Source organism: Rhodococcus sp. ABRD24 (assembly GCF_004328705.1).
In the GTDB taxonomy this organism is placed as follows: domain Bacteria; phylum Actinomycetota; class Actinomycetes; order Mycobacteriales; family Mycobacteriaceae; genus Prescottella.
Window position 1 is genome coordinate 3,653,637 of the sequence record NZ_CP035319.1, and the last position, 23,609, is coordinate 3,677,245.

Below are 23,609 nucleotides of genomic sequence, written 5' to 3' on the forward strand. Positions count from 1 at the left end.
TAAGGAGGATGCTGTGAAGGCTGCGGTAGTCGATCGATACGGCCCCCCGAATGTCGTCCGCGTCGTGGAGGTGCCGAACCCTGCGCCGCGCGCCACCGAAGTGCTCGTTCGTGTGAACGCTGTGGCCGTTACGGCTGCAGATTCGCGAATTCGGGCGGCGCGTTTTCCGAGGGGCTTCGGCCCCTTTGCGCGGCTGATGTTCGGTGTCGTGCGGCCCCGTCGGAAGGTCCTGGGGTCGACGTTCTCCGGCGTCGTCGACGCAGTCGGCGCCAAGGTCGACGGTGTTGCCGTCGGTGACGAGGTCTGCGGAATGGCCGGAATGCGGATGGGGGCACATGCGGAGTTGGTAGCGGTGCCCGAGAGCAAGGTGGTCCGCAAGCCGGCGGCGGTGTCCCATCTCGACGCGGCCGCGGTGCTGTTCGGCGGTTCCACTGCACTGCACCTCCTCCGTGATCGGGGATCTGTACAACGTGGTGATGCGGTCCTGATCAACGGGGCGTCGGGAGCGATCGGCACCAGCGCGGTCCAGTTGGCCAAGTACTTCGGTGCACGCGTCACCGGCGTGACGAGTTCCGCCAACACCGCACTCGTCTCGCGAATCGGAGCCGATCGTGTGATCGATTACACGACCACCGACTTGTCGGACGTGGGGGAGCGGTTCGACATCGTGTTGGACGCGGTCGGCAACATCTCTCCCGCCAGCGGCCGGAAGCTTCTGACCGAGCGTGGGCGGCTACTGCTCGCCGTCGCGGACTTGTGGGCCACCCTGGTGCCGCGACGTCGGGTCGTGGCCGGGGCCGCACCTGAGTCGACGGCCGACTTCGAACTGCTGCTGCAGCTGGTGGAGTCGGGTCAGCTCGCTGTGGTGGCGGAGGATCTCGGTGACCTCGAGGACATCGTGACTGCCTACGCCCGGGTCGACTCCGGTCGAAAGGTGGGCAATATCGTCCTTCGGCCGTAGCTGCCGCACCCGCAGAATCGTGCGGCGAACGATGGGCCGAATGGTGTGCCGGTTCTCACAGAAGCGCCGCGGCGGGTCCGAATGAGGTGGAAGTGTCGAGGTCAGGTCGCCCCGGGCCGTGGTTCACGCCCGATCGGGCTAAGTGGGGAACGCTGCCGGGTCGACAACCCTGGACGGCGGGGAATTCAACGTCCTCCGGGCATGTTCCATGAGTCGATAGGACTCAACTTTGGAGGAGGCTGCGAATGCCGGCATTCTTCGGGCCCGAGGGGCCCGGGCGCATCGACATCACCCGGCTCATGAGCCAGGACACTCAGACGCTCATGGCGGAGGCCGCGCAGTTTGCTGCCGGTCGCGGTGACACGGGCCTCGACGCCCTGCACATCCTGCACGTGGCGGCCGGTAAGGATCCGGTCCGCGACATGGTGCGGCGCGTCGGCGGAGACCCGGATGCCATCTCTCAGGCCGCGGAGGCGCATCTACCGCACGGCCGGGAGGCGGTCGTGACCGCGCCCACCGTCACTGCGGCGGGCCGACGGGCACTGCTCGACGCGCACCAGATCGCACGCGCACTGGGATCGACCTACATCGACCCGGAGCACATCTTTCTGTCGATGATCTCGCACGCAGACTCGACTGTCGGGCGGATTCTGGCCTCGGCCGGTGTCACCCCGGAGTCGATGCAGTCCGCGGTGAACGCGGGTCCGTCCGAGCCCGAGCAGGACTCGGCTACTCCGACGCTCGACAAGTACGGCACCGATCTCACCGATCGCGCTCGTTCCGGTGGGGTGGACCCGGTGATCGGCCGCGCCGACGAGATCGAGCAGACCGTCGAGATCCTCGCCCGACGCACCAAGAACAACCCGGTGCTCGTCGGGGAGGCAGGCGTCGGCAAGACCGCGATCGTCGAGGGGCTGGCGCAGCGCATCGTGGAGGGTGACGTCCCGGAGGTGCTGGCCGACAAGAAGATCATCCAGCTGGATCTCGCCGGCATGCTCTCCGGAACCCGCTACCGGGGCGACTTCGAGGAGCGGTTGACCAAGGCTGTCGACGAGATCCTCGCGCAGGACGGCCGGATCATCGTCTTCATCGACGAGCTGCACACCATCGTGGGTGCGGGCGCCGGGGGAGACGGTGCGATGGATGCCGGAAACATCCTCAAGCCCAAGCTCGCTCGCGGTGATCTGCACATCGTCGGCGCGACCACGCTCGATGAGTACCGCAAGCACATCGAGAAGGACTCGGCCCTCGAACGACGGTTCCAGCCGGTGACGGTGAACGAGCCGAACGCCGAGGACGCTGTCGCGATCCTGACCGGTCTGCGCCCGCGGTACGAAGAGCACCACCGCGTCCGCTACACCGACGAGGCGGTCACCGCGGCCGTCGAGCTGTCGTCGCGGTACATCGCCGACCGGTACCTGCCGGACAAGGCGATCGATCTGATGGACCAGGCGGGTGCACGAAAGCGTCTCGAGCTCGGTGCTTCCGGTTCGGACGCGAAGGCGCTGCGGCAGCGGATCACGCGTCTCGAGAAGGAGAAGGAGCAGGCGGTCGGCGCCGAGCAGTACGAGCGTGCGTCGCAGTTGCGGGACGAGATCGCCGGTGTCGAGAAGCGACTGGCCGAGGCTCGTGACGGCGAACCCGTCGCGGCCGAGGTCCCGGCCGTGACGGCCGAGGGCATCGCCGAGGTGGTCGCCCGGGCCACCGGAATTCCGGCCAGCCAGATGACGCAGAAGGAGAAGGAGCGCCTGCGTCGACTGGAGGACGAACTGCACCAGCGGGTCGTCGGCCAGGAGGACGCGGTGAAGGCGATCTCGCGAGCGGTGCGTCGCAGCCGCACCGGCATGGGCGATCCGCGTCGGCCCGTCGGCAGCTTCCTGTTCCTCGGGCCCACCGGTGTCGGCAAGACCGAGCTCGCGAAGGCGTTGGCGCAGTCGCTGTTCGGGGACGAGTCGAAGATGCTCCGGCTCGACATGAGCGAGTTCGGCGAGCGGCACACCGCGAGCCGGTTGGTCGGCGCCCCTCCGGGGTATGTCGGCTACGGCGAGGCCGGACAGCTCACCGAACGGGTGCGCCGGCATCCGTACTCGGTGATCCTGCTCGACGAGATCGAGAAGGCACACCCGGACGTGTTCAACGTCCTGCTGCAGGTGCTCGACGATGGACGGCTCACCGACGGTCAGGGCCGGACGGTGGACTTCAAGAACACCGTGCTGATCATGACCAGCAACCTGGGGTCGGACATCATCTCCAGCAAGGGCGGTGCGCTCGGATTCACCACCGGTGATGCCGCGGCGGCCGAGAAGCCGTTGCGGGACAGGGTGATGGGTCGCCTGCGGGAGTCGTTCCGGCCGGAGTTCCTCAACCGGATCGACGAGATCGTGATCTTCCGGAAGCTCGAGGCCGAGCAGTTGCACCGGATCACCGATCTGCTGCTGAGCGAGAGCCGTGATCGGCTGCGTGCAAAGGACATCGACATCGAGTTCATGCCCGATGCGGTGGATTGGATCGCCGAGCACGGGCACCAGCCCGAGTTCGGTGCGCGGCCATTGCGCCGGACCATCGCCAGGGAGGTCGACGATCGCATCGCCGATCTGTTGCTGGACGACGTACTCGACGCCGGCGGCAGGATCACGGTGACCGTCACCGACGACGAACTCGATCTGGTTGTGAGCTGACGATACCCGGAAAAAGACGGCGGGGCAGGCGAATTCATCTCGCCTGCCCCGCCGTCTTCGTCTGTGCAGGTTCTGTCAGCGGATCCGCATGCCGTCGATGAACAGCGACGTGATCTCGCGCGCGCACTGAGCATTCGACTTCTCGGGGGAGGCGCGGAACCAGCGGCTGGTAAGCCAGACCGCGTCTCGCATCAGTTGGTAGAAGGTCGTCGAGGCGATATCGTCGCGCAGTTCACCCGCGGCCTTCGCCTGGTCGATGCACTGCATCCACAGCTGCGCGGCGAAGTGACCCTTTTCTTCCAAGCTGGCCTCGAGCATTCGCTCGCGCATGTACTCGGTCTCGACCTGCCAGATCGCCGTTGCACTTCGGTGCGATTCCGCGGCCTCGAGCGCGACCAGGACGAGGGCCTCGAGCCGCTCGATCGGAGGGAGGCCCAGTGCGACCACCGAGGAACAGCGTTCGTACAACTCCTCGACGTACACCCGGATGATCTCGGTGACGATCGCTTCCTTCGAGGGGAAGTAGTGGTAAAGGGTGCCGGAGTACACCCCGCACGCCTCCGCGATCTCGCGCACCGTAGTTGCCGAGATGCCCTTCGTCGCGAAGATCTCCCCGGAACGAGCCAGGATCTGGGCCCGGCGTTCCTGCGGATCCATGCGGTGTGCCCCCGTTGCTGTAGATCTGTCGTATTGGTGTGTTCGATGGCAAGGTGGCGATTGGTTCCGGCAGCGGGCAGGTTCGCGGTCGCCGAAGCGCAGCCTGGCTCGAGGCGCGGGGCCCTGCCGACACGTCAGCCACATGAAAGATCGAGGCCTATGAATTGGAATTATTCATTTCGTCATGCGCGCTATACGGCAATGCCAAGTCGCAGGTCGAAGAATAGACGATGCCTTCATCGACATACGTCGTCCTGCCAGAACCACTGTATGGCTGTCGGACCTAACTCGTCGCGCATCGCGAAAAATCTCGCTGTTACGTCCACCCCCACCCATCGCGCAGGAAGTAGTTCAGCTGGGAGATTTGGATCGGAAAGTACGAGGCGACGCCAGGAATGCACAAGTACGGTGTAATGTATGAACGCCATTTCAGGGTTTGAATTGCAGGAGAATCGGTTCATCTGCGTATCAAAATCTGCGTATTCCTGGGCAAGCAGTTTTAAATCCCATGCGCGCTGCACCATCTCGTACTCGTCACCTAGTGTACCGAATTGTCCCGCGAAGCTGAACGAGTTTCGTGAAATATCGAGTTCGCGAAGGACATCGGATGCAAGCCGCTCGGCATCCGCAGCCGGGCTGATCCAAACGCCGCCACCGACGGGGCCGAATCCCTTCCATCGGAGTTGCGTGCGCAGCTGATGACGTAGTTCTCGCTGATTTTCTGGAATCGAGGTGAAAAGCAAAAACCACGTTCCATTCCATTCAGGCGGCTGATGGCGATTATATGCGATCACTTCTGCTTCACGGAAGTGCTGCACCGCTTTTTCTGACAATTGCCAGCGAACGCGTCTTCCCATTCGCTCGGATTCGAGCCAGCCGTCTGCACTAGCCCGAGAGATGGCTTTTCTCGCCGCCGGCTCCTCGTAGTCAAGGGCGCCAAGAGCGCGGACGAATGTCGAGGTCCAAGGTTTTTGATCGTTGTCGCGGAGGTATTCGCCGAGTAGAGTGAAGAGTAAGGACGCTGCGCTAGTGCTTCCCGTCTTCCGTACTCCTGAAGCGATAGTCATTACTTCAGGTTAGCGACTGTGGGCAGATCCGCCAACTTTCAACGAAGCCGTATGACACCAGAACTCTTTTCTCCCTGAACATGGAGCAGCAACCAGGGCCCCGGAAAAGTCGTGAGTGATGTCTGCTGAGCTGCAGTTTCGTGGCGGGGTCGACTGAGAGCGCAGATTGGGTCGGGCACGATCGCCTCGGTGATGATTCAAGTTTCCTACACAAGCTCCACAACCAGCCACGAGTCGTGCCCGCATCTCCATCATCGACCACATATGTTCAGGTGCCCGGTGCCGGGATCCTCAACATGCTCGACCGTGTGCATGATCCACGAGCTCTGCGCGGGGTCCGGCATCGACTCGCAGCAATCCTGTCGGTGGCGTTGGCGGCGGTGTGTGCCGGCGCGAGATCGTTCACTGCCGTCGCCGAATGGGTCCACGATGCGCCTGTGGACGCACTGCAGCGGCTCGGGATCGAGGGCCGGGCCCCGGCGGATTCGTCGATCCGGCGCACCCTCGCCCGTCTCGAGGCCGCGAGGTTGGACTGGGTCGTCGGTGCGTGGGCGTGGTTGCGGACAAGCATGATCGATGGTCGTCGGGTGGTCGCCGTCGATAGCGGAACCTTGCGCGGCGCGAAGGACACAGCCGGGCACCTCGCCCATCTGTTGGCGGCGCTGGACCACGGCAATAGCGTCGTCCTCGGACAGGTCGAGGTCGGCGCGAAGACGAACGAGATCCCACTGGTGACCGACCTCCTCGACATGCTGGATCTGACCGATGTGGTGGTCACCGCGGATGCCCTGCATTGTCAGCGGGCGCCCGCCGACTACATCGTCGGCAGAGGCGGGTACTAAGTGCTCACCGTGACGAACAACCAACGCGCCCTACGGAATCTCCCGAGAACATTGCCCTGGAACAAGATTCCCGCATCGTCCGCGGTCATTGGGGCATCGGGAACCGCGCTGCACTGGGTTCGGGATATCACCCTCGACGAAGACCGCTCCAGCATCCGCGTGGGTACGGGCCGGTGGACTTACCCGCCTGAATGGTGCTCTTCGAACTGGTGTTGATTCAACAGTCGTAAGTCGAATTATCCCAGTTCAAGCCACCATTCTTCGTTAGTGACACAGGCTTCCGCGGCTCTTCCCGATCGGGAGCGTACGAGGATGATCCCGTGCGTGTGGTGAGGCGCCGAACGTAGATGAGGGTTACGTCCATGAGGATGGTGTACGAGCCGGAGCCTGATGAGATGACCGGCGTGTCGTAGCCGAACGAAAGACGATCACCGCGTGATTCTTCGAGAGACCTAACAAGTCGACTCGAGACAGGACCACGACGACCACTGCTCACGATATAGACCTGCGCCAGCTCGCCCTGGACAGACTCACCGGCGCGAGCCCGAATCTGCTGCGGGAATTGCTCACGATGTTGATCCGGGCGCTGATGGGGGCCGAGGCCGACGTGGTGTGCGGCGCCGGCTGCGGGCAACGCTCCGATGAACGCGTCAACTCCCGCAACGGATACCGGCACCGCTAGTTCGACACCCGCGTCGGGACCCTCGACGTCGCGATTCCCAAGCTCCGGCAGGGCAGCTACTTCCCGGACTGGCTGCTTGAGCGCCGCAAACGCGCCGAACGTGCCCTGACCACCGTGGTCGCCACCTGCTACTTGCTCGGCTTCTCCACCCGCCGGATGGAGAAGCTCGTCGACACGTTGGGCATCACCTCGCTCTCGAAGTCCCAGGTCAGCATCATGGCGAAGGAGCTCGACGAGCAGGTCGAGGCGTTCCGCAGCCGGCCCGTGGACACAGGCCCGTACACCCAGAAGGCGTCGTTGCTGTGAGTGAAGACCTTGCTGCACTCAGTCTACGACCAAACCGAGTCGGAATCCGTTCACGCACAATATGATCGGATCATCGACGCGCTCGCCAAGAAGTTCCCGAAGGTCGCCGACCACCTCGACGGCGCCGTCCTCGCCGAACAACACGACGAATGGATCGAAGGACGCCGCTACCGCGGACTCGACGTCCTCACCCACGCCCGCGGAGACAAACCCACCGACACCGCCACCAACCCCGACGAGGAGGCCGCACCCGCCCTGACCGTATAACCCCCGCGAGGAATCACGCGGCAACCGCGATATACCACGTCCCTGGACTTGACCTAGATGAGTCCTGCGGTGTGAGGACGGAAGTTCCTAGACACCCATCTCACGCCCACAGGACTCGTGACCGTCACCACCGGCCTCGTCGTCAATACCATTTGCCCCCGTCGAACTCGGAGCCACGTTCACCGGCGCTGCGATTGCCGAGGAGCGGACCTGGATCGTGTGCCGGCCCGTCGAGCACGACCCGGCGTGCCCGTCGCGCGTTCAGCCCGGCCGACTCCGCGATCACGTCGACCGGTTGCTGACCGACCTGCCGGTCGCCGGGCACCCGACCCGCCTACGGGTCCGGCTACACCGGCCCACCCGTACCGATGACGGCTGCGAGGTGACGATCTTCCGGCAGCGGATCGACCGGGCCGCAACCCCGAAAGACGACCACCCGGCGGTGTTGCCGCTGGATCCTGCAGCGCCTGGCGGTCGACAAGATGCCGGTGTCCGCGATCGCCAAGGCGTTGGGTTTGGGCTGCGACACCGTCAACGCGTTGGCGGTGTCGCTGGCCCGCGACCTCGTGTTCGACCGGTCCGGGCACCTCTACGGGGTGCGCTATCTCCATTCGGGATCCGCCGGATCCTGCTCACACGCACAGATCTACTCACCGACGAGCAGAAATCGAAGCTCGACACCGCGCTGGCGGCCGACGACGCTCATGCCGCGGTCGAGGTCACAGCCTGGCGCTACCACGAACTCATCAATGCCTACGGCAACCCCGACCGCAGGGCAGGGGAGCTCACGATATTCAAGTGCCTCAAACGATTCCGCACCGGTGTCCCGAAGGGGCTCGAGGAGTTGGCCCAACTCGGCCGCAGCCTCTGGAACCGAGGACACCAGATCCTCGCCTAGTTCGATGTCGGTGTCTCCAACGGTTCCGTGGAGGCGATCAACGGCTGTCTCGAGCACCTGCGGGGCATCGCCCTCGGCGTCCGGAACCTCAACCGCGACATCCTGCGATCACTGATCCACTCCAATCAGCTTCGGGCTCGGATCAACGCACTTTGAATTCAGTAGAGCCGGGCTTCTTCGGGACCATGAGCAGTGCCGCGATGCTCATGGTGGTCGGAATGATCCAGATCCAGAGCATCCCGCTGGTGGAAAGGTGAAGGTCGAGAAGAATTCCCCCACCCAGGATTGCTGCAAATCCTCCGATGCGTGATGCTCCAAAACTCACTCCGAGAGCTATCGATCGAGAACTTGGAGGGAAGTAGTGAGCAATTTGTCCACTGAGAAGGATTAGACTGCCGATGGATCCGAATCCGATGATGCATACCAAAAAGTATGCGACAAGATTGGGAGGAGGCGCGATGCCGAGCCACAGCAAGCATGCCGCAGCGCTAAGCCAGGAGTATACGGGGATTCGTTGCGATCCAATTCGATCTGCGATCCTGGAGAACAGGAGCGTTCCCGCGATGGCGCCACAGTTGAGTGATAATAGAAAGAGGAGGGCGGAATCCAAGGAATAGCCGGCATCATTCATTATTTTGGGCAACCAAGTGCTCATTCCGTAGTTGAGGACCTGGCCGCAGAAATAGGCGGCAGAAAACAGTGATAGAGCAATGACCCAAGGGCGTCTGGTGAGTATTGCCTGACCGCTACCATTCTGGGAGTTGCCCGCCTGCTCGTCCGATGTGATCGGGTCGAGGTCTACCCCGTACAGCTGCGCAATTTTCGCTGCTTGCAGGTTCTTTCCTCTGGAAACTAGGTAAGATGGCGCCTCGGGAAGGATCCAGATCATGACCGGCAAGACCAGGATCAGGGGTGTGGTGCCCACAGCGAACATCATGCGGAACCCGTATGATTCGAGAATTGCTAGGGCGACCACAGCAGACAGGACGCCGCCAGCCGCATAGCCGGAGAGCGCTATCGCGTTGCTGAGATTTCGGCGGTCGGGCCGGGAGAACTCGGCTGTCATGGCAATTGCAAGTGGAATCAAAGCACCCAGCGCAACACCGGTCAGAAGGCGCGCGCTAGCGAACATTTGGGCATTGACGGAAACAGCGCACATACCCATACCGAGCGATGTCCACGTTAGTAGTCCGATCATGAGGGGACGACGCCCAACCCTCTTGAACGCACCGACTGCGAAAGCGCCGGCAGCCATTCCGAGAAGGGCGGAAGCGCCAATTGCCCCGACCGTCGATGAGGTCAACCCCCATTCGCTCTCATTCAACAGTGAAGGCACTACGGCCCCGTATACGACAAGGTCGTAGCCATCGATGACCAGGACGATAAAGCACAGCAGTATCACGAGGCCACGCCGTCTCCGCTGACGTTTTTCCGTGGGGCTATCAGCCGACGTAGTCGACACTCGATTGGCTGCAGTGGGCGAGCTTTCACCGACTTCTTCAGTCGGTATTGGTCGATTTTCCAAGCTTTCTGACTGTGCCATGTGGCCATAGCCCTTCAGGGGGGAGGGATGGGAGAGAAGAGGAGAGCGCTGCCCGAGTCGGACGGACTGAATAGAGCCGGACGGCAGCAGTGCGAGACATTGTGCGAGTTGGTTTCGTCAACAATGCCGAATGTAATGTAGGACACATCACCGTACTACGTCAAGCATTTGGGTTGTCTACTTGGCGTGCTGGGTGGAGATCGTGAGTCGTCGAGCAGTGCGCTCTGGAACGTGTTCGAACGTCGAAATGAACGGGACCTGCGTGCGGTGGTGGGTCTCTGGTCGCATGAGGTGGGGTGCGGTGTCGTTGCGTCCGACCTCGCCGGTAGGTCAGATGGTTAACGCCGGTGTTGCCTCCTGTGTGGTGCCGGTAGTCATGTCGAACAGGAGCTGGCCGGCGCGTCCGATCTCACGTAGCGGCGGCCTTCGATCCGCTCGTCGTACTGTTTGGTCGGCATGACTTCGGGAGTCGGACCAGGGCGGTCTGTTTCGGAACGATCCCGAAGGCATCGGTGCGGCGGCGGATCTCCTTCTTCGGCGATTGCGCCGGGTTGTTGGATCAGACCTGCTGCCGGATCTGCGTCGGGAACCCGGTGAACCATGTCGTGCCTCGCGGCAACGATCGCGACTACTTCAACGACTCTTGCCCGCCGACTCCCGGATGTCCTGCGATCGACACGCCTCAGGTGCTCCCCGACCTCGGGCGCGTTGTGATGAGTCCTCTAGACGAACCGAACCCGGTGTTATACATTTTTGTACAGTTCGTCATGTAAATGTCCACAATAGATGAGGTCATGAAATGCGCCCGGTCTTCATTGTCGATGCTGTCCGAACACCGTTTGGAAGGAGAAGTGGAGCACTCTCCTCGGTCCATCCCGCCGACCTCCTTGGACATACGTTCCGCCAGCTCCTACGTCGCACGGGAGTGCCTGCCTCCGAAGTTTCGCAGGTAGTGGGTGGCTGTATCGATCAGGTGGGTGAGCAGACTGCGAATATCACTCGCACCGCCTGGCTGGTCGCCGGTTTGACGGACTCGGTACCGGCGACGACCATCGACAGTCAGTGCGGGTCGTCTCAGCAGGCTCTGACGATGGCTGCAGCACTCGTGGCATCAGGAGCTGCGGACATCGCGATTGCATGCGGCGTCGAGTCCATGTCGAGGGTTCCCCTGCAGTGCACGATGGACGGCCCTGGCCATCCCGCTCCGCTCAGCTACTACGATCGATACGGCGAGTTTGTCCTACAGTTCGAAGCCGGTGAGCGCATCGCAAACCAGTGGGGAATTACCCGGGTAGATGCAGATGCCTTGGGGTTGAGTTCTCAGGTCCGTGCAGCAAATGCCTGGCAGGCAGGTCGATTCGACTCTCAGGTAGTCCCCGTTCCGGTCAGTGAGCTATCGCGTTCCGCAACGGACGGGGCCGCGCAGGTTCATTCACGCGATGAGGGCTTGCGGAGTACCAGTCTCGAGAAGCTCGCTGCGCTCGTGCCAGTTCATTCCGAGCAAGGTATCCACACAGCAGGTACTGCATCGCAGATCGCGGACGGGGCGTCGGCAGTGCTTCTTGTATCCGAACGTGCAATGTCCGAACACGGACTGAGGCCGCTGGCGAGGATTATGGACACAATCTTGGTCGGCAGTGACCCGATTCTGATGTTGACGGGACCAATCCCAGCCACAAGGAAACTACTGGATCGCAACTCCCTCACCGTCGATGACATCGACATTTTCGAGATAAACGAGGCGTTCGCGTCGGTAGTGCTGGCGTGGCAACGCGAGTTGAAGCCCGACATGGAGCGAGTGAATCCCAATGGAGGGGCGATCGCGATGGGTCACCCTCTCGGGGCTACGGGCACGGCGCTGATTACTAAAGCGGTACATGAACTTGCCCGTGCCGACAAGGAACTGGCTCTCATCTCGGTGTGCTGCGGAGGCGGGCTGGCCACCGGGACCCTGCTCGCGCGTGTCGATGGCTGACTTCCGGCGTTCCAATAGAGTGAGCTGGGCTTGGCATGTCCCCGGTCGATAGGTCTCCTGTTCTAGAGTCCTGTGGCCCGGAGTTGGGCCGACAAAGGAACGATGAAACACATGGCTGGCCGGAAGAAGCACTCCGCTGAGCACGTCGTGCGCAAGCTCCGGCGCGCGGACGAAATCGCTGCCGCGGGTAACACCAACGACGAGATCGCTGCCGACCTCGGGGTGTCCACAACTGCTGCAGGCCGGCGAAACTGACGGCACAGGGACGGGTGGCACGCGGACATCGAGTTCGATCGCGCCTGCCGCGCGTGCACGGGTTATCGGCGTGCACGGTGTCGCCGACGCCGCGCACGCAGCGGCTTCCTCCTCCGCCGTCGCGTCGTGTGCAAGGTGCCGGCAGCGCGAGCTGCTGCCGTGCGCGCTCGGAACAGGCTCGCCGGGGTGGCCGAGTCCAGGGACTGGTGCGGGCGGTTGGTGTTGTAGGCGTGGATCCACTCGTCGACGGCGACCTGTGCTTCCTCGATGGTCGCGAATGCCTTTGTCTCGTCGAGTAGTTCGCGGCGCAGCGTGCGGTGGGTGCGTTCGATCTTGTCGGTCGCGGTCACCGGACCTGCATTGGGTCAGCCGGGTGTTGATCCCGTATTCGCGGCAGGTGCGGTCGAAGAGCACCTCGACCGGCAGCGGCCGGGTGAACTTGCCGGTGAACTGTTTGTCGTTGTCGGTGAGCGCTTCGAACGGCACGCCCCAGCGGCCCATGGCAGCGATGAACGCCTCGCACACGGCGGAGCCCGACGGCGTGGCCAGGACGGCGGCCACGCCGTCGGATCGGGAGTGGTCGTCGATACCACTGAGCATCTTGCATTCGCGGCCGTCGGCGAGGAAGATCCCGCAGACCGGATCGAGCTGCCACAGGTGCATCGGAGCTTCTCGGGCACACCGTTTGTAGGCCCGCTTGTGTTGCTGTTCTTGTGGATTGAGCAGTCCATCGCGCGCCAGCGCCCGGTGGATCGTCGACCGGGATGGGGTACGGTCTCCGACTTTCCGCCGCAGTTCGTCCGCGATCCGTGGTGCTCCCCATCGTCGGTGGTGGCGACGCATCTCGCAGATCAACGCTTCAATGTCGGGTGCGATCCGTTTCGGGCTCGAATACGGACGGCGGGACCGGTTGGCCAGCCCCTCGAGTCCCGCAGCCTCGTACCATTTGCGCCAGGCGGTGCCAGTCTGCCGCGAGACACCGAAGCGTTCGGCGACCTCGACGACCGGTGCATCGTCGCGGACCTCGGTCACAGCCCTCGAACGGATCTCGACTGGCGCACGGGCCGCAATGGCGAAATCGGGTTCAGGCTGCTCCGTTGAAGGTGCACACCACGGTTCCCCGAGGCGATGCCCGTCAAGTATGTCCCGATGCCGCCTGGTCAAATGTGTCCTGAACCCATCCACATCAGGTGATCGACCTCGCGACGCTGATGGTAGTCGGATGGCAGACGGCCTCGCACATGCGCACGTCGTCGATCACTGACGCATTGCAGATGACGGTCACCGGCAGGTACGTCAGGACGGGCGCGGCGTTCCATTCCGATCATGGAAGTCCATACACCTCAGAGGAATTTGAGGCGTTCGTCGATTCGGGGGACGCGCGGACCAGTGTCGGGCGGACCGGGGTGCGTCGGGACAACGCGTTGGCCGATTTGTTCTTCGCGACCCTGAAGAAGGAGATGGACCAACAGCAGACGTTCGGCACCCAGGACCGGGTACGGTTCGCGGTCACCGAGTACATCGAGGTGTCCTACAACCGACAACGCCTGCATTCGATGCCGGGGCAACGCATCTCCGCGGAAGCCCTCGCCGAGTACCGACACGCAGTATCAGCTGTCTGAAACCGCCAAGCTGCTGCCCAAGAACCTTGACATACCCCAGTCGCCGGCGACGGCGGTAAGTGAGCGCCCAGGCCGACAACGCTATGCATCGCCTCAGCCTTGAACTGCGGGCTGAATTGACGACGCTTCTCGGACATGTTCAGGTCCACTCTCGTCCCGAGATTCGGCGTCCAAGATCATTGGTACTCCCAAAGTCGTTGCCCCTAAAACATTCCCGGGACCAGCGTGGCCAACTTCGGTTCCGGATTGGCCGCCCCGGACGCGACTTTGGGGTCTACTCGGCCAACGCCAACGCCAACGCCAACGCCAACGCCAACGCCAACACCGGGACCAGCCCGGCGCGCGAGACGATGTTGTCCCCGTCGAACACAGTTGAGCCGTCGACCAACCTGTGGGATGACTGCGGCGATATGCCCTTCTCGAACCGGTCAGATTCTCGTGCAGAAGATCGAATCACCCCAGCTCAAAGGGCACTTTCGTTCAGGTCGGCACCCCGTCACGTCTCCGGTACTTCGGTGGATCCCGGCATTGTGAAGTTTGGGCGTCGCCTTTCGTGCTTGCATTCGAAGGCGATTGGCCCTTGCCTCACCCACCACCTCTGATCTAACGTGTGACCATATCGAAACGAGTGGCACATGTTCTGTCCAATATTCTGGGTGTGGCTCCCGTACCGGCGGTAGTTATGCCTGCTAAGAGGCTGAACATCGATGACTCAAATAAGGGATATCCGATGATAGACCGTCACCATCACGTCTCAGAAGGAGCGAACGGATGCTCAAGATGAAGCACATCGGCGAACTCACCACTCTGCTCGACGTCGTCGAGGCGCAAGCTCGCCAATGCCCAGCTCAGGTCGCGGTCATCTGCGGCGACAGGCAAATCGCAGTGGCCGAGTTGTCCGCGTTGGGGCACAGGATCGCTCGAACCCTCCGGGTCGCAGGGATCGGCAAAGGAGACCGCGTGTGCTATCTCGCGAAGAACGAGTGGGAGTTTATTCCGCTCTCCCTGGCTTGTGTCGAGATCGGAATCGCGCTGGTTCCCGTCAACTGGCGGTTAGCCGACGGCGAGATCATGCATATTCTCGCGCACTCCAAAAGTCGAATGGCGTTCGTCGGAGAGGAATTCGCAGAACGGTTGCGCAAACTTCAAGAATCGCTTCCGGAGCTGGGCCAGGTTGTTAGTATAGGTACTGGTCCCGAGTCGTTGGAAAGGTGGGCAAGCCCGCAGTCCGATCTCCCGATCGGAGATAGGATTGAGCCCAGTGCAGTTTGCTTCCAAATGTACACTTCGGGTACTACTGGACTTCCTAAAGGCGCGATGATAACGAACCGAAATCTCGCCGCAGCTGTTCCGGTTACAGCAAGGTCATGGGGTATCAAGAACGGCTCGGTTCCAATGGTTTCCAGCCCTCTATTTCATATTGCTGGAATTGCATATGCGCTAGCGGGAATCTGGAATGGAGGAACGCTTGTCATTGTCAAAGATGCAACACCGGAAAATTTGCTCCGCGCTATCGAGGAGCGATGCGTAACCTCAAGTTTGATGGTGCCGGCCATGATTTTGATGATGCTGAATCATCCCGACTCGCGAAATACTGATCTGTCGTCATTGGAGAGAATCGCCTATGGCGCATCGCCAATTAGCGAGGATGTTCTACGGCGCGCAATCGGTCTTTTTGGTTGCGAATTTGTGCAGTCCTATGGGATGACTGAAACGACAGGAGGTGTAGTTGAACTGCCGCCCGCTGACCACCTGCCTGATGCCCCCACAGGGAGGTTGCGAGCGGCGGGGGTACCGCTTGAGGGTGTCGAAATTAAGGTCGTCGACGAGGAAGGGCATGACCTACCCGAAGGCGGTGTTGGCGAAGTGTTGATCCGAAGCGACCAGAATATGCTGGGGTACTGGGCTGATGAAGCGTCGACACGGGATGTCCTTTCTGACGAAGGATGGTTTAGGACCGGGGACGCTGGTTATGTCGATCGTGGGTACCTGCATATTCATGATCGGATAAAAGATATGATCATCAGTGGTGGAGAGAATGTTTATTCCACGGAGGTTGAGAACGTGCTCATGTCTCATCCCGATATTGCAAATTGCGCGGTTATTGGAGTGCCGGATGTGAAATGGGGTGAAACCGTAAAGGCATTCGTTGTGCTTTCCCCCGAAGCGTTCGCCGATGAAGTCTCGATTATCAACTATTGTGCGGATAGGCTTGCCAAATTTAAATGTCCCACTAGTGTCGAATTTCTGAAAGAACTCCCGTTCAATGCGGCAGGGAAGATGCTTAAAAGGAAACTCCGCGCGGACTTTTGGCCTCTCCGTGATCGTCAGGTCAATTGATATATATTCTCCAGGTAGATCCGACGAGGAGTTGTGAAAATATGAATAGAACTCTGTTTGTTCACGAATATTAGGAATTCCGAAATATCGTAATCTGTTTTGTTTCCCGTGAGATCACTCCGAAGCATCAGGACTGGGAGGGTGCAGGTTAAGTCGATGTTTCCCTCCTGCCGCAGGGCAGATTATCGCGCAGAAAAGTGACCTCGGTTCCTGGTCATCATCCATACGAAGCTGACGATGATCGCCTGCGCAGCAGGGGAGGTCGTCGACGACGGCGACAAACTTCCGGAGGTCGGGTAGTCACAGATCTGTCCGGCCTGCTGCCGATGGGGTGCCTGCTGGGGCCGACCGGTCTTGCGCAGTGTGCGGAGCTGTAGGGACGGGCTGAGGCCCACAGATCGACGGTGATCGTCAGGTGGCGTTGCAGCACAGGATCAGACGGCGGTGCCGCCGTCGTGACGCTCTACGAGAAGGTGGACTGAACCATGGCAGTAGATCCCGCGGTGGTGGGTACACAGCTCCACGCGATTGATTCATGATCGATGCTGGAAGGTTGCGCTTCTTCCAGTGATACGAACCCGGTCTACATCGACGTCATTGCGAGGGCTGCTGGGTTCAGCGATCTGCCGGTGCCACCGACTTCCTGTTCCATCGAGCTCGACAGCCCTGACCCCATTGCCTGGGCACGATCGCGTATCCCGGCGACGCGTTGACCGCGAAGTCCGCGATCACCGATCGTCTACAGCAAGAAGGGGGTGGCGCTCCAGTTCATCGTCGAGGACACGACAATCATCCGCGTCGATGGCGCCGCGGTCGCTGACCTGAAATCCGTTCTTGTGTTCGTACTTCAGAGGCAAGAAGATGACAGCCATCACGCAGCTCGAGGTCGGTGCCGAGCTTCCAGCCCTGGCAATCGGAGAGGTCACCCGAATGACGCTGGGACTGTTCGCCAGCACCTCAGGTGACCACAACGCGACGCACATCAAGCAGGATTCGGCGAAGTCGGCTGAACCCGATGATGCCATTGCTCACGGTATGCTGCCGATGGCCTACTGGAGTCGATTGCTGACGAATTAGGTTCCGCAGCAGAATATTCGATCGTATCGAGTGCGTCTCGCTTCCGTCGGACAAGTACTGGCGAAGCCCACCGTCGGAGGCGATGCGAGCGCCGCGCCACCATCGAACTGACCGCCGCCATCTCGGACGGCACAGTCACCCTGACCAGCGACGCAATTGTCGCAATAGACTGAAAGGACCTGCGGAGCATGGGAACCCTGGACAACAAGGTAGCGATCATCTCGGGATCCGGCCGTGGAATCGGTCGTGAGATTGCACTGAAAGTCGCGCGCGAGGGCGCAAAGGTTGTGGTCAATGACCTCGATGAAGAGCCGGCGAAGGAGACCGTCGCGGCGATCGAAGCACTCGGCGGCACCGCGGTGTCCTGTATCGGTAGCGTCACCGATCCTGATTTCGGCGACCGGTTCGTGCAGACTGCTGTGGGTTCCTTCGGGGGACTCGACATCATCGTGAACAATGCTGGCTACACCTGGGACTCGGTAATTCAGAAGATGACCGACGAGCAGTGGGATGCGATTGTGGACGTCCACCTCAAAGCTCCGTTCCGGATTCTTCGCGCCGCGCAGCCGGTCATTGCCGCCGCCGTCAAGAAGGCAAAGGCGGTGGGCGAGCCCGTCCCGTGTCGCAAGGTCGTGAACATCTCCTCAGTCGCAGGTACCGGCGGAAATGCCGGGCAGGTGAACTATTCCGCCGCGAAGGCCGGGATCACCGGTCTCACCAAGACACTGGCGAAAGAATGGGGCCGTTACAACGTCACCGTCAACACGGTCGCATTCGGGTTCATCAAGACCCGGCTCACCCAGCCACCGGTAGACGGCACCGGCACCATCGAGGTGCAGGGTCGCGAGATCAAGGTCGGCGTGAACCCGGACCTTCTTGGCGCGATGGAGCAGATGATTCCGCTGGGCCGGCCCGGTACCCCCGTCGAGGGAGCTGGCGCCGTGTACCTCTTCTGTACCCCTGAGTCCGACTACGTCAGTGCGCAGACTGTGGTCTGCGGCGGCGGATTCAACATGTGAGGTGCCCCGCGGGATAGCCCCCATGTTCGCTGTCAGCGGCCGCGGCGGTCGGTGAGTGGCAGAGCGCCATGTTGCTTCGCATGGTGCAGAGGACATCGCGTCGGCGTCGGACGAGGCAGATGACGGCGGAGTTTGAGGGTGGAGTTGTGCTACCTCCCCTCGGCACTTCTTCGGGTCGTTGTGGGCGCAGCTGGTGAGGTCGTACAAGGCCGCGAACATGCACAGAGACGTGCCCCTTTGGAGTTTGCGGTCCCCGTCCGCGCAGGGTGATTGCCGGGGATGGAGGATTCGGACCGGCGCGTGATAGGAGCGGTGCTGGCATCGGCTGCGAGGTGGCTGCCAGAAGCAAACTTCGGCCCGCCACCGACCTCGAGCAGGATATGCGCCGCGTTCCTGACGTTGATACCGGGCACCGATTCAGGAGCTGGGACACGGTCTCGTCGGGTAACCCAGGCCGAGTGGGGTCGCCCTGCCGTGAGAGCGAGGTCGAGTAGATCAATCGATGTCGGATTCTGCGGGCGGCCGAGCGGTTGACCGGCAAGCAGCAGGCGACGCTGTTCGGGAAGTTGACCGTGGACCCGAACGGCGACATCGCCGCGGCCTGAGGCATGAAGGACTCCTGTGGGATATTTTGGCCTGCAAAGACGCTGGAGGACTTGGCCGCGGGCTCCGTCGTGGGCTGCATTGGTTCTGTGCGGATTGCTTGGTCTTTGAGATCGGCAAGATCGCGCCGACGATCTCCGACTGGCAGACCCCGATGATCCTCGCCACCACAGGATTGTCGAACCTCCTCAGAGCGCGCCACAACCGGATCGTCAAGCCCGTCGGCCGGATCACGTTCGGATTCGGTGGTCTTGACGACCAACGCCGCCGGGTAGGTTGGGCCTGTGCACGCCAGGCGCGATGGGCGTCATCCCGGGTCAGGCAGCTGTGCCTCTGCTGAACTCCCGATCTTCACGGTAGTTCGCCTGCGAGGTCATGTCTTTCATGGGAAAGGCGCCCTGAACGAACTCCCACGAACACGACTCCCAACAGGGCAAGATCGTGTTGGATCTCGCGGTCATGCTCATGTTCGGCGGTGGTTGCCTGGCCGACGTCTCGCAGTTCCGGCCGTATCCGGAGGTGTTCGGTCCGGTCGCCTCCGATGGATGATGTCGAGGCTGGTCAACACGCCTGCTGCACACCCCGACGCCGTCCGCACGGCGACCGCGAGCGCTGCGCTGAGTCTCGACGCAGTGTATAGGCCGAGCCTGGACGCCCGGTCACCGGATCGACGAGCGTCGATCACGACGCGACCCTGGAGACTGCGCACCTGGAGACAGAATCTGCCGCCCCACGATTCAAGGGTCTTCGCGCCGCATCGGTAGTGCGCGTCCGTAGCCCACAGCCCGGGCGGCGGGACCGGTGGCGATGTTGGGGGCCTGGCAAGGTCGACTCGAACATCGCCGAGGACCCGATCGGTGTGGTCACGACGGCGTTTGCTCAACTGCCCTTCGGTCCGGGCTGTCAATTCGGGCGAAAGGTGTTGATCCGCAACGATGGCGCCGAAGGGAAAGCTCGCGATGGGGTGTGGATCGCCGCACTCACCGGGCTGGTCTACTTCTCGGGCTGGTCGGATGGGACGCGGATAGTCGGCCGCAAAGATCCGCCGTCTCCCGGCGTGCAACTGCGGTTCACCGACTCAAATGACGTGCAGTGGAAGGCGTTCGCCACGAACCACCCGGCACGGCACGCCCACCGTGTTCATCTACGGTGCTCCTCGAACGTACCCCACATCGACTTGCTCGTCGCTGCGATCAACGCCTGATGAATCCGCCCTCCAAGTCCCGATCAGACAAGACCTCAGCCAAGATAGAAGGACTACCGTTGTTCGGGGCCGTGGACCTCGACGCTGGCCGTTCGCGTCCGGCATCTTCTCGACCTGAAACAGAAGCGCCTGATCCGATGCCGCTCAGGGCGGCCCGCGGAACTCACGAGAGACCGAGGCTGGGTGCTCCGCGAACGATCCGCCGACCGAAGTACCTGCGCCCTGACTAGGGCTGAAGTCGTGTTGCGCGTCCCTCCCGTCGAGGATCTGATGCGAGATCGGGGCCGACGCATGCATGAAGGGGGACACCTGTTGTGGCGATCGCAACTGGTACGACAAACCTTCTCGGATGGTTCCAGTGCTTCGGTCGAACCAGTTGCTGACGCTCGACAACGGGCAGGACTAGGGGTGAATGGACGAAGCCCGAATCGCGCGTATTTGCGCTGTTCGACGTCAGATTCGCTGGCCTAATCCTCTCGGTTCGCGGCGCTTCGGATCGCCCCCTGCGGCTTCGTCAACCGCTGAAATTTGGAAGCGCGGAACACGATGAGGGACACCTGCATTGCGAACGCAAGCATCCTGTCGTATTATCGCTGCATGCCGACGATGACTGGAGGGCTTTCGTGCGTGACGCATTTCTAGTGGGAATCTCCACACTTCCCTTCGGCCGTTACCTCGACGTGTCATTCCGTGAACTAGCGGGGCGAGCGGTCGACTCCCTTGTGGAGGACTCGGGGTTGGGCGTGCAGGTGATGGGGGAGGTGGAGTCAGCCTGGTTCGGCAACTGCTTCCTCGGGACCCATGGTCAGAACAATGTTCGCGGGCAGATGGTGCTCGTGGAACTGATGGATGCAGGCGTGTTGCCACAGCGCATGCCGGTTACGAATGTCGAAGCGGCCTGTGCAACAGGATCATTCACCGTTCACGGTGCTGCACGTGAGGTCATGTGTGGCCATGTCGATGTGTCGCTGGCCTTGGCGGTCGAGAAGGTTGTGCTACCGAATGCTGGTGTTGACGACACCGCTCGCCAACGTATGTTCGCGCAATTCGACGGTGCTACGGATCAACTGACCTATGAGCGCTTCCTCGGTTCTTACACTAGAGCGGCCGCTGAGATCGGGCAGGAGTTCGCGCCTGCCCCCGACCGAAGCCTGTTCATGGATACCTATGCGCTGCAGGCGCTTGCGCACATGCACAGATACGGAACTACGGTGGCGCAGATTGCAGCGGGAGCCGCCAAGAATCACACCTATGGTTCAGAGAATCCCTTTGCACAGTACCGCTTCCCAATGACCCCGCAGCAGGTTCTCGATGATCGGCTCGTCAGCGCTCCGTTGACCCGAGCGATGTGCGCACCGATCAGCGACGGTGCTGCTGCGGCGCTTGTCGTATCTGGTGACTGGCTCGCCGGCCAGGATGCCGCGATTCGGGAACGCGCGGTTCGAATCAAGGGGTTCGCCGCGTCAGGAGGAACGTACCGCCGCGGAAGTGGCGAGCCAACACTATCCTACGAGGCCGCGCGTAAGGCCTACGCAGTCGCTGACATTACACCTGGAGATATCGATGTCGCCGAGGTGCACGATGCAACGTCGTTTGGAGAGATTCTGCAAGTCGAGATGCTCGGACTGTGCGAACAGGGTCAGGGAGGCCCGTTTGTCGCGGACGGCGCCACCGGACCGGGTGGGATCGTTCCTACGAATACTTCGGGTGGGCTGGTCTCCAAAGGCCACCCGGTCGGTGTCACCGGACTGTCGATGATCAATGAACTCGTCGTCCAGCTTCGGGGTGAAGCAGCCGAGAGACAGGTCGAAGGGGCGCGAATCGCTGTGGCAGAGAACGGGGGCGGTGTTCTGGGGCTTGAAGAAGCGGTCTGTGCAGTCACTGTCCTCGAGCGCCCCAGCTACTAATCCAAGGAGTCGAACACGATGACCGATTACCGTACGACATCGAGTACTGCTACCGATGATGTCGATCTACTCGCCAATGGCGCGGTGAGCGACCCGCACACCTACTTCGCAGATGTGGCTGAGCGAGGCGGAGTCGTCTGGAGTCAGGCGCACAGGGCCTGGTTGATCACCAGGTACCACGACGTGGTCGAGGCGTTCCGCGACACCGAGACCTTGTCTTCCGACCGGCTTACCCCTCTCTACGATCGCCTTCCCCTCGACCGAAGTGAAGTCCTCGCGGAAGCCTTTGACATTTTGCGGGGCTGGATGGTCTTTCATGACGCACCGCGCCACATGTTGCTCCGAGAACCCGTCCGACGAGCGTTTACGCCGAGAATGATCCAAGGGCTGCAACCGAAGATCGAAGGCATCGTAGAAGCACTTCTCGATGACTTGACTCCGCTGCGGGAGTTCGACTTCAAAGAGATGTTCGCCTTCCCTCTGCCCGCGATCGTGATCTCTGCGCTCCTCGATATTCCGTCTGCTGACCGCGAACGCTTCCGCGATTGGTCTGCAGGCCTCGCCACCATCGTGTTCGGAGAATCTCGAAATCCCGACCAGGACCGATTGGCCGCACAGGGTGCTGCGAACTTTGTTGACTACTTTAGCTGGCTGGTCGCCAAACGTAAGGCGGAACCAGGCGACGATTTGCTCAGCGCGCTGGTCCTCGCTCAGTCCGAGGATCCAGCGGTCGGGTTGACCAACCTCGAGGTCCTCGGCGCAAGCACACTGATGCTCTTCGCCGGGCACGAGACCACTACCAACTTCCTCACTAATGCAATGCTCAGCTTGTTGCGTCACTCCGATCAGGCCGATGCGCTGCGGACAACACCCGACATGGTGGGTACGGCTGTCGACGAACTACTCCGGTACGACGGGCCGGTCAAGGTCATGGTTCGTAGCGTCGCGCGCACCCATGAGCGCTGCGGACAAGACTTACAGGCCGGCCAAACCGTGTTTCTCGCCGTCGCAGCCGCCAACCGAGATCCTGGAGTATTCGCCGATCCGCACCTGCTCGATCTGACGCGCACCGGGACCCCTCACATCAGCTTCGGGCAGGGGCCGCACCATTGCCTCGGTAGCTCGCTGGCACGGCTTGAGTCGCGGATTGCGCTGCCTGCCGTGCTGCGCAGGCTTCCGCACCTGCGCGCGTGCGACGAGCCACTCGTCTGGGAGAAGCAGATTCTGGTACGTGCCGTGAAGTCGCTGCCGGTCGTGAACCCCGGCGCATCATGAACACGACTGACACCGTGATCCCCGTCTCGACGCGCGACATGCTCACCCGTGACCGTGCCTTTGCGGACGCTGGACTGAGCTTGCGTAACTGTGAGGTTGGGACTGCGACCGTGACGATGACGGTGTCCGAACGCATGCTCAACGGATACGGCCGGTGTCACGGAGGCTGGCTACTTTTTCTGGCCGACGCGACGTTCGGCTGCGCAGCCAACTCCCACGGGCTCGTTGCTGTATCGGCATATGCCCAAATGAACTTCATATCCGGTGCAACCTTGGGCGAGACGCTATCGGCACAGGCCTGTCTGAAACACCGGCACGGGAGAAACGGAATCTATGACGTGTCCATTCGGGGCGGCGACAATCGGCTCGTTGCCGAGTTTCGGGCCACGGCAAGATTCAAGACTGCCACCGATCTCTCTGAAAAGGAGTAG

Annotated in this window: 19 protein-coding genes and 3 pseudogenes; 15 read left to right on the plus strand and 7 right to left on the minus strand. The window is 61.7% G+C overall.

Going from position 1 to position 23,609, the window contains the following annotated elements:
• Positions 1–13 precede the first annotated feature (13 nt).
• Positions 14–961 (plus strand): NAD(P)-dependent alcohol dehydrogenase, encoded by a 948-nt coding sequence (locus tag ERC79_RS16200; RefSeq protein ID WP_131579468.1) that lies wholly within the window; start codon positions 14–16, stop codon positions 959–961.
• A 245-nt stretch (positions 962–1,206) separates the two neighbouring features.
• Positions 1,207–3,639, plus strand: a complete 2,433-nt coding sequence (locus ERC79_RS16205; protein WP_131579469.1) for an ATP-dependent Clp protease ATP-binding subunit — start codon at positions 1,207–1,209, stop codon at positions 3,637–3,639.
• Between the two features lie 75 nt (positions 3,640–3,714).
• Here the strand turns inward: ERC79_RS16205 and ERC79_RS16210 are convergent, their stop codons facing one another.
• Positions 3,715–4,296, minus strand: a complete 582-nt coding sequence (locus ERC79_RS16210; RefSeq protein ID WP_131579470.1) for a TetR/AcrR family transcriptional regulator — start codon at positions 4,294–4,296, stop codon at positions 3,715–3,717.
• A 236-nt stretch (positions 4,297–4,532) separates the two neighbouring features.
• Positions 4,533–5,363, minus strand: coding sequence for a PaaX family transcriptional regulator C-terminal domain-containing protein (locus tag ERC79_RS16215; protein ID WP_131579471.1), 831 nt, complete (start codon positions 5,361–5,363; stop codon positions 4,533–4,535).
• Between the two features lie 236 nt (positions 5,364–5,599).
• On the opposite strand from ERC79_RS16215, the gene ERC79_RS16220 reads away from it, so the two are divergent.
• Both ERC79_RS16220 and ERC79_RS16225 read left to right on the plus strand, forming a co-directional pair.
• Positions 5,600–6,205 carry an ISAs1 family transposase gene (locus tag ERC79_RS16220; RefSeq protein ID WP_131579472.1) on the plus strand — a complete coding sequence of 202 codons (606 nt, stop codon included), beginning with the start codon at positions 5,600–5,602 and terminating at the stop codon, positions 6,203–6,205.
• A gap of 499 nt (positions 6,206–6,704) precedes the next feature.
• Positions 6,705–7,460 (plus strand): annotated as a pseudogene (locus ERC79_RS16225) (transposase).
• Positions 7,461–7,602: 142 nt separating this feature from the next.
• Here ERC79_RS16225 and ERC79_RS23835 read toward each other — a convergent pair.
• The 3 genes from ERC79_RS23835 to ERC79_RS16235 all read right to left on the minus strand — a co-directional run bounded on the left by ERC79_RS23835 (position 7,603) and on the right by ERC79_RS16235 (position 9,694).
• Positions 7,603–7,785 carry a hypothetical protein gene (locus ERC79_RS23835; protein ID WP_347563570.1) on the minus strand — a complete coding sequence of 61 codons (183 nt, stop codon included), beginning with the start codon at positions 7,783–7,785 and terminating at the stop codon, positions 7,603–7,605.
• A 321-nt stretch (positions 7,786–8,106) separates the two neighbouring features.
• Positions 8,107–8,415, minus strand: a complete 309-nt coding sequence (locus ERC79_RS23840; RefSeq protein ID WP_347563571.1) for a hypothetical protein — start codon at positions 8,413–8,415, stop codon at positions 8,107–8,109.
• A gap of 85 nt (positions 8,416–8,500) precedes the next feature.
• Positions 8,501–9,694, minus strand: a complete 1,194-nt coding sequence (locus ERC79_RS16235; protein ID WP_242676598.1) for an MFS transporter — start codon at positions 9,692–9,694, stop codon at positions 8,501–8,503.
• A 1,006-nt stretch (positions 9,695–10,700) separates the two neighbouring features.
• Between ERC79_RS16235 and ERC79_RS16240 the strand changes: the two genes are divergently transcribed.
• Together ERC79_RS16240 and ERC79_RS23155 are read left to right on the plus strand one after the other, a co-directional pair.
• Positions 10,701–11,876 (plus strand): acetyl-CoA C-acyltransferase, encoded by a 1,176-nt coding sequence (locus ERC79_RS16240; RefSeq protein WP_131579474.1) that lies wholly within the window; start codon positions 10,701–10,703, stop codon positions 11,874–11,876.
• 111 nt (positions 11,877–11,987) lie between these two features.
• Complete coding sequence (locus ERC79_RS23155; protein WP_165497012.1) at positions 11,988–12,131, plus strand: hypothetical protein; 144 nt, start codon at positions 11,988–11,990, stop codon at positions 12,129–12,131.
• Positions 12,132–12,193: 62 nt separating this feature from the next.
• Here the strand turns inward: ERC79_RS23155 and ERC79_RS16245 are convergent, their stop codons facing one another.
• On the minus strand, positions 12,194–12,481 hold the full coding sequence (locus ERC79_RS16245; RefSeq protein WP_131579475.1) for an integrase core domain-containing protein: 288 nt from the start codon (positions 12,479–12,481) through the stop codon (positions 12,194–12,196).
• Positions 12,482–12,929: 448 nt separating this feature from the next.
• A pseudogene (locus ERC79_RS23845) lies at positions 12,930–13,316 on the minus strand (leucine zipper domain-containing protein); the annotation flags it as partial.
• Between the two features lie 5 nt (positions 13,317–13,321).
• On the opposite strand from ERC79_RS23845, the gene ERC79_RS16255 reads away from it, so the two are divergent.
• The 9 genes and pseudogenes from ERC79_RS16255 (at position 13,322) to ERC79_RS16300 (ending at position 23,609) form a co-directional block, all read left to right on the plus strand.
• Complete coding sequence (locus ERC79_RS16255) at positions 13,322–13,753, plus strand: DDE-type integrase/transposase/recombinase (RefSeq protein ID WP_131579476.1); 432 nt, start codon at positions 13,322–13,324, stop codon at positions 13,751–13,753.
• A 771-nt stretch (positions 13,754–14,524) separates the two neighbouring features.
• Positions 14,525–16,093 carry a long-chain-fatty-acid--CoA ligase gene (locus ERC79_RS16265; RefSeq protein WP_131579478.1) on the plus strand — a complete coding sequence of 523 codons (1,569 nt, stop codon included), beginning with the start codon at positions 14,525–14,527 and terminating at the stop codon, positions 16,091–16,093.
• A gap of 861 nt (positions 16,094–16,954) precedes the next feature.
• A complete protein-coding gene (locus ERC79_RS23850; RefSeq protein WP_347563572.1) occupies positions 16,955–17,170 on the plus strand; it encodes a MaoC/PaaZ C-terminal domain-containing protein in 216 nt (71 codons plus the stop codon).
• Positions 17,171–17,358: 188 nt separating this feature from the next.
• Positions 17,359–18,189: an SDR family oxidoreductase gene (locus ERC79_RS16280; protein WP_131579480.1), complete on the plus strand. Its 831-nt coding sequence runs from the start codon at positions 17,359–17,361 to the stop codon at positions 18,187–18,189.
• 438 nt (positions 18,190–18,627) lie between these two features.
• Positions 18,628–19,132 (plus strand): annotated as a pseudogene (locus ERC79_RS23550) (ISL3 family transposase); the annotation flags it as partial.
• A gap of 582 nt (positions 19,133–19,714) precedes the next feature.
• Entirely contained in the window at positions 19,715–19,996 is a 282-nt protein-coding gene (locus ERC79_RS16285) for a hypothetical protein (RefSeq protein ID WP_131579481.1), read from the plus strand.
• A 623-nt stretch (positions 19,997–20,619) separates the two neighbouring features.
• Positions 20,620–21,903: a thiolase family protein gene (locus tag ERC79_RS16290; RefSeq protein WP_131579482.1), complete on the plus strand. Its 1,284-nt coding sequence runs from the start codon at positions 20,620–20,622 to the stop codon at positions 21,901–21,903.
• A gap of 84 nt (positions 21,904–21,987) precedes the next feature.
• Positions 21,988–23,178 carry a cytochrome P450 gene (locus ERC79_RS16295; RefSeq protein ID WP_165497149.1) on the plus strand — a complete coding sequence of 397 codons (1,191 nt, stop codon included), beginning with the start codon at positions 21,988–21,990 and terminating at the stop codon, positions 23,176–23,178.
• Positions 23,175–23,609: a hotdog fold thioesterase gene (locus ERC79_RS16300; protein ID WP_131579484.1), complete on the plus strand. Its 435-nt coding sequence runs from the start codon at positions 23,175–23,177 to the stop codon at positions 23,607–23,609. Before ERC79_RS16295 ends, ERC79_RS16300 begins: the two co-directional genes overlap by 4 nt.